Origin of the sequence: Arthrobacter sp. zg-Y1110 (assembly GCF_025244865.1) — a bacterium.
Lineage (GTDB): Bacteria > Actinomycetota > Actinomycetes > Actinomycetales > Micrococcaceae > Arthrobacter_B.
Genome location: NZ_CP104272.1, coordinates 3421889 through 3436187, shown reverse-complemented (window position 1 = coordinate 3436187; position 14299 = coordinate 3421889). Strand labels below are relative to the sequence as shown.

General features: G+C 66.2%; 15 protein-coding genes. 8 read left to right on the top strand and 7 right to left on the bottom strand.

Features of this window, described 5'->3' with window-relative positions; all coding sequences use genetic code 11:
• Positions 1–22 precede the first annotated feature (22 nt).
• From N2K99_RS16125 to N2K99_RS16115, 3 genes are read right to left on the bottom strand one after another with little or no spacing between them, the layout of a single operon-like run.
• Entirely contained in the window at positions 23–1219 is a 1197-nt protein-coding gene (locus tag N2K99_RS16125; RefSeq protein WP_227920255.1) for an acyl-CoA dehydrogenase family protein, read from the bottom strand.
• Entirely contained in the window at positions 1216–2145 is a 930-nt protein-coding gene (locus N2K99_RS16120) for an amidohydrolase family protein (protein WP_227920245.1), read from the bottom strand. Before N2K99_RS16120 ends, N2K99_RS16125 begins: the two co-directional genes overlap by 4 nt.
• A gap of 14 nt (positions 2146–2159) precedes the next feature.
• On the bottom strand, positions 2160–3104 hold the full coding sequence (locus N2K99_RS16115) for an SDR family NAD(P)-dependent oxidoreductase (RefSeq protein ID WP_227920242.1): 945 nt from the start codon (positions 3102–3104) through the stop codon (positions 2160–2162).
• A 176-nt stretch (positions 3105–3280) separates the two neighbouring features.
• On the opposite strand from N2K99_RS16115, the gene N2K99_RS16110 reads away from it, so the two are divergent.
• Entirely contained in the window at positions 3281–3733 is a 453-nt protein-coding gene (locus tag N2K99_RS16110) for a MarR family winged helix-turn-helix transcriptional regulator (RefSeq protein ID WP_227920239.1), read from the top strand.
• 67 nt (positions 3734–3800) lie between these two features.
• Here the strand turns inward: N2K99_RS16110 and N2K99_RS16105 are convergent, their stop codons facing one another.
• Together N2K99_RS16105 and N2K99_RS16100 are read right to left on the bottom strand one after the other, a co-directional pair.
• Positions 3801–5138 carry an MFS transporter gene (locus tag N2K99_RS16105; protein ID WP_227920237.1) on the bottom strand — a complete coding sequence of 446 codons (1338 nt, stop codon included), beginning with the start codon at positions 5136–5138 and terminating at the stop codon, positions 3801–3803.
• A 52-nt stretch (positions 5139–5190) separates the two neighbouring features.
• Entirely contained in the window at positions 5191–6696 is a 1506-nt protein-coding gene (locus N2K99_RS16100) for a long-chain fatty acid--CoA ligase (RefSeq protein WP_227932698.1), read from the bottom strand.
• Between the two features lie 304 nt (positions 6697–7000).
• On the opposite strand from N2K99_RS16100, the gene N2K99_RS16095 reads away from it, so the two are divergent.
• From N2K99_RS16095 to N2K99_RS16085, 3 genes are all read left to right on the top strand, one after another.
• On the top strand, positions 7001–7534 hold the full coding sequence (locus N2K99_RS16095; protein WP_227932699.1) for a hypothetical protein: 534 nt from the start codon (positions 7001–7003) through the stop codon (positions 7532–7534).
• A gap of 252 nt (positions 7535–7786) precedes the next feature.
• Positions 7787–8269 carry a helix-turn-helix transcriptional regulator gene (locus N2K99_RS16090; RefSeq protein ID WP_227932700.1) on the top strand — a complete coding sequence of 161 codons (483 nt, stop codon included), beginning with the start codon at positions 7787–7789 and terminating at the stop codon, positions 8267–8269.
• Positions 8270–8274: 5 nt separating this feature from the next.
• Entirely contained in the window at positions 8275–8685 is a 411-nt protein-coding gene (locus tag N2K99_RS16085; protein WP_227920226.1) for a VOC family protein, read from the top strand.
• A gap of 10 nt (positions 8686–8695) precedes the next feature.
• Here N2K99_RS16085 and N2K99_RS16080 read toward each other — a convergent pair whose 3' ends face one another.
• Positions 8696–9901, bottom strand: coding sequence for an ROK family protein (locus N2K99_RS16080; protein WP_227920224.1), 1206 nt, complete (start codon positions 9899–9901; stop codon positions 8696–8698).
• 96 nt (positions 9902–9997) lie between these two features.
• On the opposite strand from N2K99_RS16080, the gene gap reads away from it, so the two are divergent.
• The 3 genes from gap to N2K99_RS16065 all read left to right on the top strand — a co-directional run bounded on the left by gap (position 9998) and on the right by N2K99_RS16065 (position 12787).
• Positions 9998–11005: a type I glyceraldehyde-3-phosphate dehydrogenase gene (gene gap / locus N2K99_RS16075; protein WP_227932701.1), complete on the top strand. Its 1008-nt coding sequence runs from the start codon at positions 9998–10000 to the stop codon at positions 11003–11005.
• Positions 11006–11157: 152 nt separating this feature from the next.
• Complete coding sequence (locus N2K99_RS16070; RefSeq protein ID WP_227932702.1) at positions 11158–11754, top strand: RNA polymerase sigma factor; 597 nt, start codon at positions 11158–11160, stop codon at positions 11752–11754.
• Positions 11720–12787 carry a CU044_5270 family protein gene (locus tag N2K99_RS16065; protein ID WP_227932703.1) on the top strand — a complete coding sequence of 356 codons (1068 nt, stop codon included), beginning with the start codon at positions 11720–11722 and terminating at the stop codon, positions 12785–12787. Before N2K99_RS16070 ends, N2K99_RS16065 begins: the two co-directional genes overlap by 35 nt.
• On the opposite strand, the gene N2K99_RS16060 is transcribed toward N2K99_RS16065, so the two are convergent.
• Positions 12784–13515: an alpha/beta fold hydrolase gene (locus N2K99_RS16060; protein ID WP_227932704.1), complete on the bottom strand. Its 732-nt coding sequence runs from the start codon at positions 13513–13515 to the stop codon at positions 12784–12786. The two genes, N2K99_RS16065 and N2K99_RS16060, sit on opposite strands and share 4 nt — an antisense overlap.
• A gap of 73 nt (positions 13516–13588) precedes the next feature.
• Here N2K99_RS16060 and N2K99_RS16055 point away from each other — a divergent pair, with 73 nt between their 5' ends.
• The gene (locus N2K99_RS16055; RefSeq protein ID WP_227932705.1) at positions 13589–14287 is read left to right on the top strand and encodes a YafY family protein; all 699 of its coding nucleotides are present in this window, start codon (positions 13589–13591) and stop codon (positions 14285–14287) included.
• The last annotated feature ends 12 nt before the right edge of the window (positions 14288–14299 follow it).

The following is a 14299-nucleotide window of genomic DNA, read 5'->3' as shown; positions in this document are numbered from 1 at the left end:
TGGACGGATACGGCGGAACGTATCAGGCGAAGGCGCTCTTGCCGGTGACTGCGCGGCCTACGACCAGCGCATTGATTTCGTGGGTTCCCTCGTAGGAATAGACGGCCTCGGCGTCGGCGTGGAAACGGGCGACGTCGGTGGCCAGGGTGATCCCGTTGCCGCCGACCACTTCGCGGGCCAGGGCAACGGTTTCACGCATGTGCAGGCTGATCCACATCTTCGCCAGGGCGGAATCCTCATCCCGGAAAATCCCTTCCTGCTGGCGCTCCGCGAGGCCTGCCACCAGATTCAGGGACGCGGTGACGTTGCCCAGCATGCGGGCAAGTTTTTCCTGGACCAGCTGGAAGCTGCCCAGCGACCGGCCGAACTGTTCGCGGCTGCGCACGTACCGCAGGGCCGCTTCGTATGCTCCGGCCTGGATGCCGGTGGCAATCCAGGCGACGTCGGACCGCATAGCCCGCAGCATCGCCGCGACATCCTTAAAGGAGTTCACGTTGCCGAGCCGACGGGATTCAGGAACACGGACACCGTCGAGGTAAATATCGGCATTCTGCATCATCCGCAGCGACGTTTTGCCGCGGATCTTTTCGAGCCGCACCCCGGGCGCTTCACGGTCCACGAGGAACCCCTTGACCTGTCCGTCGGCGACGTCCCGGGCGAAGACTGCCAGGTAGTCGGCAGTGAACGCCCCGCCGATCCACCGCTTGGCCCCGTCCAGGATCCACTCCTCGCCGTCACGGCGTGCCGACGTCGCCAACCCGCCGGCAATGTCCGAACCGTGCTCGGGCTCGGTCAGGCAGAACACGCCGGTCATCTCAAAGGAGGTGATCAACGGATCCCACTGCGCGAACTGCTCCGGCGTTCCGCCTACCCGGCAGGCTGTGCGGAAGAGCCCGGCCTGCGCGGTGTAGTAAGTGGCAAGCGAGGCGTCGGTGCGGGCCAGTTCGAAGATCCGGAAGCCGTGGTAGAGCGCGCGGGGTTCGGCGCCGTCGGCAGTCAGCTCCTGAGGAACCATCAGGTTCAGCTCCCGCAGCGGGCCGTCCAATTGGTACGGGAACTCCCCGGCCTCCCAGTACTCGGCCAGCAGCGGCCGGGCGGAGTCCTCCAGCACGCGCCGCAGGCGCCGCAGCGGAGCCTTCTCCGCCTCGGTCAACCGCCCCTCGACGTTGAACGGATCGCAGTCGGGGTACAGGCGCGGCTCGGTCAGCACCCCGGTCATGCGCTTTCCCCTGCGCCGGCAGCGCCGGCAGCGGCGCCGGCCGCTGTATCCAGCCCGAGCAGGCGCACCGCGTTGTCCTTGAGGATCTTCGGGCGCACTTCATCCTTGAAGCTCTGCTGCTCAAAGGCGCCGAGCCACTTCTGCGGGGAAATCAGCGGATAGTCCGTGCCGAACAGGACCTTGTCGGCCAGCATGGAGTTCGAGGCCCGGACCAGGGACTCCGGGAAGTACTTCGGCGACCAGCCGGACAGATCAATCCAGACGTTGGCCTTGTGGGTGGCAATGGAGTTGGCCTCGTCCTGCCACGGCACGGACGGGTGCGCCATGATGACCTGCAGTTCCGGGAAATCCGCGGCAACGGCGTCGAGCAGCATCGGGTTCGAATAGGCGAGCTTGATGCCGTAGCCCCCGGGCAGCCCGGCCCCCATGCCGTTCTGCCCCGTGTGGAACAGGGCCGGGACACCCAGGGCGGAAATGGCCTCGTAGATCGGATAGAACTGCTGGTCCGAGGGATCGAAGTTCTGCAGCGAGGGGTGGAACTTGAAGCCCTTGACGCCGTAGTCCTCCACCAGCATCCGCGCCCGGTCCACGGCACGGCTGCCCTGCAGCGGGTCCACTGAACCGAAGGGAATCAGCACGTCATTGTTGCGCGCCGCGCCCTCGGCAATCTCCTCGATGGAGTTCGGTTCGTGGCCCAGAGCGGTGGTGGCATCCACGGTGAAGACGACGGCGGCCATCCGCCATTCGCGGTACCGCTCGGCGATGGTGTCCAGGGAGGGGCTGCGGTCCTCCGATTTGAAGTACTTGGCCGACGCCTCGGTGAGGGCTGCGGGCAGCGACGCGTGACCGTGGTCGGAGCACTCGATGTGCACGTGCATGTCGATGGCGTCCAGGGACGCGAGGTCCAGGCCGTATTCATAGCGCATAGCGGTTTCCGTCCCTACCGGGCCTGCGGTTCAAGTTCTTCGGGCAGCGGAGGCATCTTCTCGCCGACCGGCTGGAGGTTTCCCTCTATGAGCGCCGGGAACTGCTCGCGCAGGGCCTCAAACGTCCACCCGCCCTCACGGTATTCGGTGACCACGGGTACGGGGTGGGAGAAGATCTGCAGCCGGTCGCCGCCGGCACCGATGACCTGCCCGGTGATCCCTGCCGCGTCGTCGGAGGCCAGATATGCAACCAGCCCGGCGACGTCGGCGGAGGTGCCGAAACCCAGGTCCTTGCGGAAGAAGTCCGGCATCGGCTCACCGCGGCGATCTGCGTCCACGGCGCTGCGGAAGTAGGGGACCGTCTCGGTCATGGCGGTGGCGGCCACGGGAATGACGGCGTTCGCGGTGACGCCGGCCTTGCGCATTTCCAGCGCCCAGGTGCGGACCATGCCGACAATGCCGGCCTTGGCGGCGGCGTAGTTGGTCTGCCCGAAGTTGCCGTACTGGCCGGTGGGGGAGCCGATGGTGATGATCCGGCCGGCCACGTTGTTTTCCTTGAAGTACCGGTAGGCCTCGCGGGCGCAGGTGAACGTTCCGCGCAGATGCACCTGGATCACGAGGTCAAAATCCTCGTCCGTCATCTTCAGCAGCGACTTGTCCCGCAGCACACCCGCGTTGTTGACCAGGATGTCCAGGCGGCCGAAGGCGGACACTGCGCCTTCCACCAGGGCGGTGGCGGCTTCAGTGGTGCCTACCGGGGCGACGACGGCGACGGCCCGGCCTCCGGCGGAAGTAATCATTTCGACGGCACGGTCAGCTGTTTCCTGGACCACGTCATTGATCACGACGGCGGCGCCCTGGCGGGCGAGTTCGGAGGCGTAGGCCAGCCCGAGGCCCTGGCCGGAGCCGGTGACGACGGCGACCTTTCCGGCGAGTGCACCAGTGGATTCAGTGGTCATGCGAAGCTCCTTTGCTCAGGCCTGCCGCATGTGACTGCGGCCACGTTGCGGCGGTGTTCCCATTCCACGACATATCATTGAAAAAGTCAACAGTTAATATCCTCACTTATTGGGAGAAGCGACTATCTCCTAGGATGGGGTTCTGACCGTGCCCCTGCTGAAGGATCAAACACTCCATGAGCACCTTCCCTGACGGCGTTGCCGCCCGCTTCGCCGCTACCGATCTCGGTGCCGAACCCGTCTTCCTGATGGCCCGCGCCGCGTCCATTGGCTCGGCCGAGGCCAACCGCCGGCTGGCCGATCTCGGCCTGAAAGTGCGCCACTACTCCGTGCTGTCCCTGGCCTGCAGCGGAGCTGCGCCAACACAGCGGGAGCTGAGCCAGTTCCTGGTGCTGGATCCCAGCCAGATCGTGGCCATCATCGACGAACTGGAGAGCCGCGGCGCCGTCGAACGCCAGACCGACCCCCGGGACCGCCGGTCCAAGGTCATTGTGCCCACCGAGGACGGAGACGCGCTGTACGCACGGGCCAGGGAGGCAGTGCTCGGAGCCACGGCGGCCTCCATGGCACAGCTCTCCGCCGACGAACAGGACGAACTCCGGCGGCTGTTGCAGCGGGTCGCTTTCTAGCTGCCGCTGGACGCCGCAGTGCCGCATCCTCTTGGAGCGGAGGATGCGGCACTGTTTTGAGGCGGGGTCAGTGCTCGTGCGTCTCCAGGTCATAGTCCTTGGATTCGCGGGTCAGCAGGATGAAGATGGCACTGATCAGTGCCATTCCGGCCAGGTACCAGACCACGGGCCCGGTGTCCCGGCCGCTGGAAGCATAGATCGAGGACAGGATGCCGGGTGTGAAGCCGGCGCCGAGCAGGGTGGCGAACTGGTAGCCCAGGGACGCACCGGTGTACCGGGCGGTGGTGCCGAACTGTTCGGAGATGAACGCGGCCAGTGGTCCGTAAATGGCGGCATGGAAGAGCAGGCCCAGCATAAAGACGGCGAAGATCAGCCAGACGTTGCCGGTCGACAGCCAGGAGAACATCGGGAAGATCATGGCGATGAACAGCACCAGGCCGGCGACCATGACCGGACGGCGGCCCAGCCGGTCGGAGAGCCGGCCCATACCCACCACGAACGCGACGCTGAGGATGGAAGCGGCGGCGAAGACGTAGAGGACCGACTGGCGCTCGGCTCCGTGTTCGACGGCGTAGCTCACGGCAAAGGTGGCCAGGAATACCTGCAGGGCAAAGCCCGAGGCTCCGCCGAGCATGGTGAAGATCAACGCGCGCGGCCGGCGCAGCACCTGCATGATCGGCAGCTTGGGCTTGGCGTAGTCCCGATCGGCTGCTTCCTTCTCCACCGCTGCCTTGAAAATGGGGCTTTCGGAAACGCGGGAACGTACAAAGAGTCCCACCACAAGGAGCAGCGCCGAGAGCAGGAACGGAACCCGCCAGCCCCAGGACAGGAACTGGTCCTCCGGCATGGAGGCGAAGAGGCCCAGGATGAACGTGCCGAGGGCCGCGCCGGTGGGGGCTCCGGCATTGGTGAAGGAGGCTGCGAATCCGCGTTTCCCCTTGGCTGAGTGCTCCAGCGCCATGAGGGCGGCTCCGCCCCATTCGCCGCCTACGGCAATGCCCTGGCAGACGCGCAGCAGGATCAGGATCACGGCGCCCCAGGAACCAATGGTGTTGGCGCTCGGGATCAGGCCGATCAGGGTGGAGGCAATGCCCATGATGAGCATCGACAGAATGAGCATCTTCTTGCGGCCCAGCCGGTCACCGAAGTGCCCGAACACGGCTCCGCCCAGCGGCCGGGCAAGATAGCCGGCGGCGAAGGTGCCGTAGGAGGCGATGGTGCCGGCCAGCGGATCCAGGTTGGTGAAAAAGACATGCGGGAACACCAGTGCCGAGGCGGAGGCGTAAAGCAGGAAGTCGTAGAACTCGATGGTCGAGCCGAGGTAGCTGGAGAGAATGACCCGGCGGGCCTCGTTCTTTCCGGGGCGCAGCGCCGGGGAGGCCGGAGCGTCAGGAGCGGATGACATGGTTTCCTTCGAAGGGGAGTGGTGGATGGCGGGGTTGCAGGCTGGGACCTGCTCAGGCACCGGCACGCAGGACGTGCTTTTGGATCTTGCCGGTCGCGGTGCGGGGAAGCTCGGTGACGACGTTGACCCGGCGCGGCAGCTTGTAGGTGGCCAGCCGCTGGCTCAGCTGGGCGCGGATGTCCTCGCTGGTGCGGGCGTCGCCGTCGGCCAGGACAATAAAGGCCAGTCCGGTTTCGCCCCACTTCGAGTCGGGGATGCCGATGACCGCTGCATCCCGGACGCCGGGGATGTTCAGCAGCGCGTTTTCCACTTCGGCCGGATAAACGTTCTCGCCGCCGGAAATGTACATGTCCTTGATCCGGTCCTTGATGTACATGTATCCGTCTTCGTCCACGACGGCGATGTCACCGGAGCGATACCAGCCGCCATCAAGTGCCTTGGCGGTTTCTTCCGGCTTGTTCCAGTAACCGGACATCACGTTGGGGCCCCGGACGATCACTTCTCCGGGCACTCCCTGCGGCACGGGCCTGCCGTCGAAATCCACCACCTGATGCTCCGTGAAGAAATGCGGACGGCCCGCTGATCCGGCTTTCGTAACGCCGTCACGCGCCTCGAGCATGCACACCCCGGGAGCGGTCTCCGTCATGCCGAAGCCCTGCATGATGGCCGCCCCCTTGTCCGCCCAGGTGCGGATCATCCGTTCGGGAACCGGTGATCCTCCCACCATGAATCCACGAACCGAGGACAAATCCGCCTCGGCAAACCCGGGGTGCTCGCTGAGTGCATCGAGCATGGCCGGAACCATGAAGGAGGAGGTGACCCGGGAAGCGGCGATTTCGTGCAGTACGGCGTCCGGCTTGAAGGAGCGGTGGATGATGATCCGGCCACCCAGGGTGAAGGCGGGCAGGGTCATCATGTTCAACCCGGCAATATGGAACAGCGGCGCCACGGCTAGGTGCACCTCGTCCTGCCGCAGATCGACGCCGATCAGCGCATTGACGTACTGGTAGAACAGATTCTGGTGTGAAAGCATCGCACCCTTCGGCCGGCCGGTGGTGCCGGAGGTGTACATAATCAGGGCGAGATCCTCCATCTCGACGCCGTCCGGCACCGGATCCCCGCTGCCGGCGGAGAGGAAGTCTTCGAACCCGGTTCCCGGCCCGCCGCCGTCGACGCTCAGCCACGTGTCGACGTCGAGCTCCGCGGCGAGCTGTTCGATGTTCTCCCGCTGCTCTTCGGTGTAGGCCACGGCTTTGGCGCCGCAGTCGCGCAGGATGTAGTCCACCTCGGCCTGCCGTAGGCGCGGATTGACCAGGACGCAGGCGGCACCGATCAGGCCGGCGGCAAAGAAGGTTTCCAGCAGGGCCGGATGGTTGAAGCCGACGTAGGCCACGCGGTCTCCGCGGCGGATCCCGGCGTTGAGCAGGGCATTGGCCAGCCGGCGGACGCGGCGGTCCACGTCCGCGTAGGTCCACTCGCGACCCTCGAACACGATCGCCGGATCATGTGGGCGTACCTTTGCCCGCCGTGCCGGCCAGGAACCGATTCCCAGATTCACCGTGACTCCTTTGTCGTGAGCTAGTTCACATTCAAAAAACCATTGGAACAGCAATCTATTGATAAAGTCAATGATTGTTGAGGCGGACGACGGCGCAGGCGCTGGGCGCCCGGCGCGGTCGAAGATGACCGAGGCCTGAGCGGAATGCTGGCGTGGGGCCGGACATCAACGGGCCGAATCCCACCGCCGGCATCTCCCTGGTGCGCGTGCCGCTGGCCCTCAGCTGCTTTTAAGAATTCTCAAAGAAACAAGTTCGAGGATGGAAACTGTCAGAAAACCACTTATTCGGAGGTGAAACAGCACCATGGCTATAGGCAGCGGAGCTCGGAAAGCCATCGTCTGGGGCGGCGGCGCCCTTGCCGGTGTGGGCCTGCTGGTTGCCAGTTTCTTTGCGGGTACGGCTGTAGCGGACAACCCGGAGTTTGAGCAGGCCGGCTCCACCACCCAGGAACAGGACGCCGGGGACAACGAGAGCCGGGATTTGTTCGACGAGCAGGACGAGCAGGACACTCAGGACGAGCAGGACACCCAGGACGAGAAGGGCGAGGACGCCGACGGCCGCGACGGTGACCGCGACGGCGACGGACGGGGTCCCGACCGGGAGGATGCCGAGGGGCCGGACACCGACGCCGAGGAGGAACAGGATCCGGACGGCCAAGGTCCCGGCCTGAAGGACCAGCAGGACCAGGAGGACCAGGACGCCGAGGCGGGTGAAGGCCGGGGCGACGGCGGCCGCCACCACGGCCGGCACCATGACGGCCCCCGCGGCGGTGACGGCGGGCCGGATGGGGACCGGGAATCCGAGAGCGGAAGCGGGGACGGATCGGCCCCCGCGTAGTTCACAGCCATAAGGGCCGGGTGCAGAGGCACCCGGCCCTTTTGCGCGTGGAGCAACCGAACAGCCACACCGAAGCAGTGCGCTTGGGCTCTTGGGGAACCAACGTGCGGTTTTCGGTATCCTGCCGCTCGCTGGAGTGGAACCATGGCAAAAAGGCCGGTGGACAAACCGATCAGGAATCAAGAAGCGCGTTCCGTCCGCCCGTCGGTAGCGTGAGGAAACACCGGACAGGACAGCAGCAGGGAAAGCGCGATGAGTGTCGTATCAGCAGCCGTGGACAAGGACGGAGGATCCGGCCGGGCGTTGGAGAACTCCCGCCGGCTCGCCGACCTGGCCCGACTGCGTGGGGTACGGGACCGGATCGACCGCGAGTATGCCAAACCGCTGGACGTTGAAGCACTCGCCCGCGGAGTTTTTATGTCCGCCGGACACCTCAGCCGGCAGTTCCGCCTGGCGTACGGGGAGTCGCCGTATTCGTATCTCATGACCCGGCGCATTGAACGGGCCATGACCCTGCTGCGCTGCAGCACCAGGAGTGTCACTGACGTGTGCTTCGCCGTGGGGTGCTCCTCGCTGGGTACCTTCAGCACGCGGTTTACCGAGCTGGTGGGGGTCCCGCCGGGAACCTATCGAAGGCTGGCTGCACAGCAGGAACTGGACCTGCCGGGGTGCGTGAGGCGCACTGTGCAAAGACCGATCAGGAAAGGGCGGTTTTCGCCGCCCCAGAGAGGGTGAGCCCGATGGACATCTCCATCAATGCTGTATTTCTTCCCCAAACGGACCCCGATGCTTCGCTGGCGTTCTACCGCGACGTGCTGGGCTTCGAGGTCCGCAACGACGTCGGCTACGGCGACATGCGCTGGATCACGGTAGGTCCGCCGGACCAGCCGGGAACCTCCATTGTGCTGGAACCGCCCGCAGCGGACCCGGGAGTCACTGACGCCGAGCGCAGGACCATCGAGGAAATGATGGCCAAGGGCACCTATGCCGGGATGCTGCTGGCGACGGCCGATCTGGACGCGGCATTCGAGCGCGCCGTCGCCGGAGGAGCGGAGGTGGTCCAGGAGCCCATGCAACAGGATTGGGGCGCCCGGGACTGCGCGCTGCGGGACCCGGCCGGCAATCAGCTGCGGATCCAGGAACTGCGGTAGGTCTCCGGGACTACTCCCGGCGCGGCTCGGGCACCAGGTCCAGGAGGTGGGTCTCCACGTAGTCCAGGGCCAGGCGCACCGCACCCGTGGGAACCAGCATGGTGCCCAGGTTCGAGACGGCGACCCGGGGCGGTGTCACCACGTACCGGTCCAGCTCACGCGTCATGGCGGGCAGCAGGGCAGTGGCCGACGCCGCCACCGCGCCGCCGATCACGATCAGCCGCGGATCGAAGAACGAGGACACCAGTGCCAGCACCCGGGCCATCCGCCGGGCAATCCGGTCCAGGATTTCTTCGGCAACCGGGTCCCCTGCCTCGGCCGCTTCGAACACCAGCCGGGCCGAGGCGCGGTTGGTGTCCGGTCCCACGAGTTCGCGGATCCGGCCGTTGTGTCCTTCCTTCAGGGCGGCGCTGCCCCAAAGGCGGGCGAGCTTGGCGATGCCGTCCTCGTTGCCCACCCCTTCCACCAGATCCAGCGCACCCATGGCGCCGGTGCCGCCGGACGCGCCGTGCAGCAGGCGGCCGGACTCGATGATGCCGCTGCCGAGGCGCTCGCCGGCCAGGATCACCGCCAGGTTGTTTTCGCCCGCACCGACCCCGCGCCAGCGTTCTGCCAATGCCGCGAGCTTGGCATCGTTTTCCACGAGCAGCGGCCAGCCCCGGGAATCGCTGAAGGTGGAGCTCAGTCCGAGATCGAACATCGGCGCCACCTCCTGGCCCGGGGCGACGTCGCCGGCGCCGGTTACCTGCGCGGCGATGCCCATCCCCGCGCACAGCACGGCCGACGAGGAAATCCCTGCATCCTGCAAGGCGGCATCGACGGCCTCGGTGACCACGCGCCGTCGTTGGTCCGGTTCTCCGCCGTGGCGCGGGAACCGGGCCTCCGATTCTCCGACGACGGCGCCCGCGAGGTCGGCGACCAGCACCCGGACGGTGGCGATGCCGACGTCGAGCCCCAGGACATAGCCGGCACTTTCATTGAATTCGAACCGGCGGGCGGGCCGGCCTTTCTGCCGATCGATGCGCGGGGAAACCGTTTCCCTCGCCCAGCCGCGGGCAATCAGATCGTCACACACGGCAATGACGGTGGCGCGGGTCAGGCCGGTGGCGTTGATCAGGTCGGTGCCCGTGGCGGAGGGGGCAGCACGGAGCACCTCCAGCACCGCGCGCAGGTTGGTGCGGCGCAGTAGCTGCGGAGTGTTTGCTGAGGCGTCCATGGAAGTGCCCTTTGACGTGTGGCGGTAATAACAGCATAATTATAGGAGACAATAAATTTAGTTCCTAAATTTAGTTTCAGCATCAAGGAGGCACCAGTGACGGTACGCGTCGGAATCAACGGTTTTGGTCGGATTGGCCGCAACTACCTGCGGGCAGCCCTGCAGCACGGCGAAGGGTTCGAGGTTGTCGCAGTCAACGACCTCGCCGATCCCGCACAGCTGGCCCACCTGCTCAAGTACGACTCGGTAGCCGGACGCCTGGCCGAGAAGGTCACCGTCGAAGACGGAAACCTCGTGGTCGGCGGCAACACCATCAAGGTCTTCGCAGAGCGCGATCCGGGCAACCTGCCCTGGGCCGACCTCAACGTGGACATCGTCATCGAATCCACCGGCTTCTTCACCAACGCCGACGATGCACGCAAGCACATCTCCGCCGGCGCCAAGAAGGTCCTGGTTTCCGCACCGGCCAAGGGTGACGCGTTCACCGTGGTCATGGGCGTAAACGAGGGCGACTACGACGCCGAGAAGCACGACGTCATCTCGAACGCTTCCTGCACCACCAACTGCCTGGGCCCGCTGGCCAAGGTCCTCAACGACGCCTTCGGCATCGAAAAGGGCCTCATGACCACCGTGCACGCCTACACGGCAGACCAGAACCTGCAGGACGGCCCGCACAAGGACCTGCGCCGCGCCCGCGCCGCAGCCCTGAACATGGTTCCCACCTCCACCGGTGCCGCCAAGGCCATCGGCCTGGTCCTGCCGGAGCTGAAGGGCAAGCTGGACGGCTTCGCCATCCGCGTCCCCGTCCCCACCGGTTCCGTTACCGACCTGACCGTCACGCTGGAAAAGGAAGCCACGGTCGAGGAGATCAACGCCGCCTACGCCAAGGCTGCACAGGATCCGCGCTGGGCCGGCATCCTCACCTACACCGAGGATCCGATTGTCTCCTCGGACATCGTGGGCGATCCGTCCTCCTGCATCTTCGACTCCGGCCTGACCCGCGTCATGGGCAACCAGGTCAAGATCGTCGGCTGGTACGACAACGAGTGGGGCTACTCCAACCGCCTGGTCGACCTGACCGGACTGGTTGCTTCCAAGCTCTAATAAGCAACAACGCACGACGGCGCCGCGCCGGACTCCCTGCGAGTCCGGGCGGCGCCGTCGTCGTTTAATGTGCTCGTCGCTGAAACAGGGGAAAGCCGAAAAGAAAAACGGGGGAACCGTGAACCATTTGCGGTGAGCGGGCATTACAAGGTGTGAACACAGACAAAGAGATTGTGGAGCGGTCACGTAGCGGCCCCGCCATATTCGGGGAACTCTATGACCGGCACGCGCCGGACATCTACCGGTACGCGGCGCGCCGTGCCGGCGACTTTGCCGCCGAAGACGTGATGGCGGAAACCTTCCTGGTCGCCTTCGAACGCCGGGCCGGCTTCGAGGGGCCGGCAGAGGCGGTGCGGCCCTGGCTCTTCGGCATCGCCACGAATCTGCTGCGCCGGCACCACCGGGCCGAAGCGCGGATGCTGCGTGCCTTGGCCCGCAACGGCGGCCGCGGACATTCCGCGGACGGGCTCGATGCGGTGGACGCGAAAGTGGATGCCGACGGCGACCGGTCCCGGATCGGCGCCGCACTGCAGGGGCTGGCACCGATCGACCGGGAAGCCATCCTCCTCTACGCCTGGGCGGACCTGACCTACGACGGAATCGCCACCGCCACCGGCGTGCCTATCGGCACCGTCCGCTCCCGCATCAACCGTGCCCGGCGCAAGCTCCGGGCCGACCTCGGCTTTGCCCTTTTCGACGAAATGGACAGTGATCATGGACGAACTGCACCTGCTCCGCACCACGCGTAAGACCACCGGAACCGTCCCCCCGGCTGTCCTGGCCGCCGGGCGGGAGAAACTGATGCAACGGGCGGCGGAGGAATCCATGCCCGAAACGGCACCGGTGCTGCACCCTCGCAGGCCTTGGCGACGCTCGATTCTCGCGGTCTCCGCAGCGGCAGCGCTGATTGCGGCGCTCGTAGCAGTGGATGTTGTGGGCTCGGGCGAACGGTCCGGGGCGACGGCGGAGGCCGCCGAGGTGCTGGACAGTGCCGCAGCGGCCACCATCACCAGCTCCGACCCGATGCTGGGTCCCGGGCAGTACCTGGTCATCGACACCAAAGCCGTGTACTCCTACGGCAAGTACACCGAGGCCGGTGACTTTACCTGGCTGGTCAGCCAGGACAGCCAGTTGTATGTGCCAGCCGACCGGAACGGGGAATGGGTCTGGAACCAGGAGCCCAGCGAACCCGTGCAGTTCTTCGACGAGGCCTCCCGCCGGGAGGCCGAGCGGATGGCGGCAGAAGAAAAGATTCCCGGGCGGGTGGTGGCGGGCTTGCCGATCCAGGAACAGCCCATGCGGGCCGACGGTGGCCGGTTTTATGACGACACTCCGCGGCTTACCCTGAACGCCCGGCCGCTGGAGGAAGTCATCGCCACGGCTCCCCGCGACCCGAAGGAACTGCTGGAGGTGGTTTACGACTACCAGCGCGCCAAGGGAAAGGGGGATGCGCCCCACAAGGAAGCCTTCCGCACCATCGCGGATACGTTGAGCACCGGTGTCATTCCGGCTGACCTGCGAGCAGCGCTGTATCAGGCGGCGGCGCTGATTCCGGGGGTCACCGTGATGGATCGGGAAGCCGCCCTGGACGGCCGGACAGGCATCTCCTTGGGGATGGAGACCCCCGGGTATAAGGCCCGGAAGGAGCTGATCATCGATCCTTCCACCGGCCAACTGATTGGCGAACGGGAAATCCTGCTCGAGGACCAGGGCAGCATCCCTGCCGGGACAGCCGTCAGCTGGACCGCCGTCACCACCTCCGTGGTGGATTCGGCGCCCTAGTTGGTTCGAGCCGCTGACTGGATGACCTCGGCGAGGTCGCGGGGGCGGCTCCACATCGGCCAATGGCCCGTCGGGAGGTCAATGACGTCGAGGTGCTCAATGTTCGCGACTTCGGCAAACACGGCATGGCCTGAGCGGGCCAGCTCCAGCACCTGCGCGCTCGGGATCGAGCAGCACACCAGGGTGGTCCGGACCTTGCGGCGGGCATCGTTCGTGAGCTCGACGGGCTGGCGAAGGACGGGGCCGGGCTCGGGGACGGCCCGGGCCCGAAAACGCTCGAGGACCTCTGTGCTCAGGCCTTCAAGGCTCGCCTGCTGTGCCAGGACGTCGAGGGGCGGCACCGGAAGCTCCTCCACCTCCTCCGGGAGGTCCGGGGCGAAGACGCTTCCCGCCGCCGCAGGGCCGGAGTCGACCCACACCACCCTGCCAACAAGCTCAGGGTGCCGGTCAAGGACAAGGCTGACGGGGGCGTTCGCGCCGCTGTGGGCGACGATGGTCGCGGGCTGATCCGGCCCAAGGCCGGCGAGGACCTCCAGGACCGCTGCGGCCTGATCGTCGAGAGTCTTCACCGCGCGCTTAGGATCGTCCTCATCGAGGCCGGGCAAGGTCATCGCGATTACACGCGAGTGGCCGGTGTTCAGGTGTTCAAGGACTTCATCCCACGCCCACGCGCCCAGCCAGTGGCCGGCGATGAGGATGATGGTGGGACTGCTCGTAATAGTTGTCATATCCCTACCTTCGTAGGCGCAATGGGCAGGTGTATGTCACTATTTGTGGCATGAATTTGATCCGGGCTGAACGGTGAAGCGAGCAGAACGGCTCCATGCCCTGTCCGAGATGCTGCGCCGCAACGGGTCGCGGGGGTGCTCCGCCGAGCGGCTGGCCAGAGAGTTCGGCGTGTCCGTGCGCACAGTCAAGCGAGACCTCGCTGCGCTCGGGAACAGCGGCGCGCCCGTATGGTCGCGCCCGGGTCCGGGCGGTGGCTACGGATTGGCCGTAGGCGCGTCCCTGCCGCCCGTCAGCCTGACCCCGGCGCAGGCCGTGGCGCTCCTGGCGGCCGTGTCCGCTGCACCCGATGCCCCCTACGCCGATCTGGCAGCCGCCGGGATCCAGAAGATCCTGGACGTCCTCGATCCCGGAACCCGGGCAAGAGCCGACGAGCTGGCCGGCCGCGTCTGGATCAACGCGGTTCCTCCTTCTTCGCGCACAATCAGGTCGGCACTGGAGGAGGCGATGGCCGAGCAGCGGGTAATCCGCATTCGCTACGCAGCGAAAGACGGGACCACGACCACCCGCGACGTCGAACCCGTGCTGTTCGCCTCCACGAACGGCCAGTGGTACCTCGTTGGGTGGTGCCGACTACGCAACGCAATGCGATGGTTCACCGTGTCGCGCATCGAGCGGGCCAGCGTAACCAAGACGGCTTGCGGCAGCCATACCGTCCACGAGGTCGGAGAACCTCCGGCGAACGCCAGGCCGGTGCACGGCCGGGGCGACTGAGCCACTCAGTCA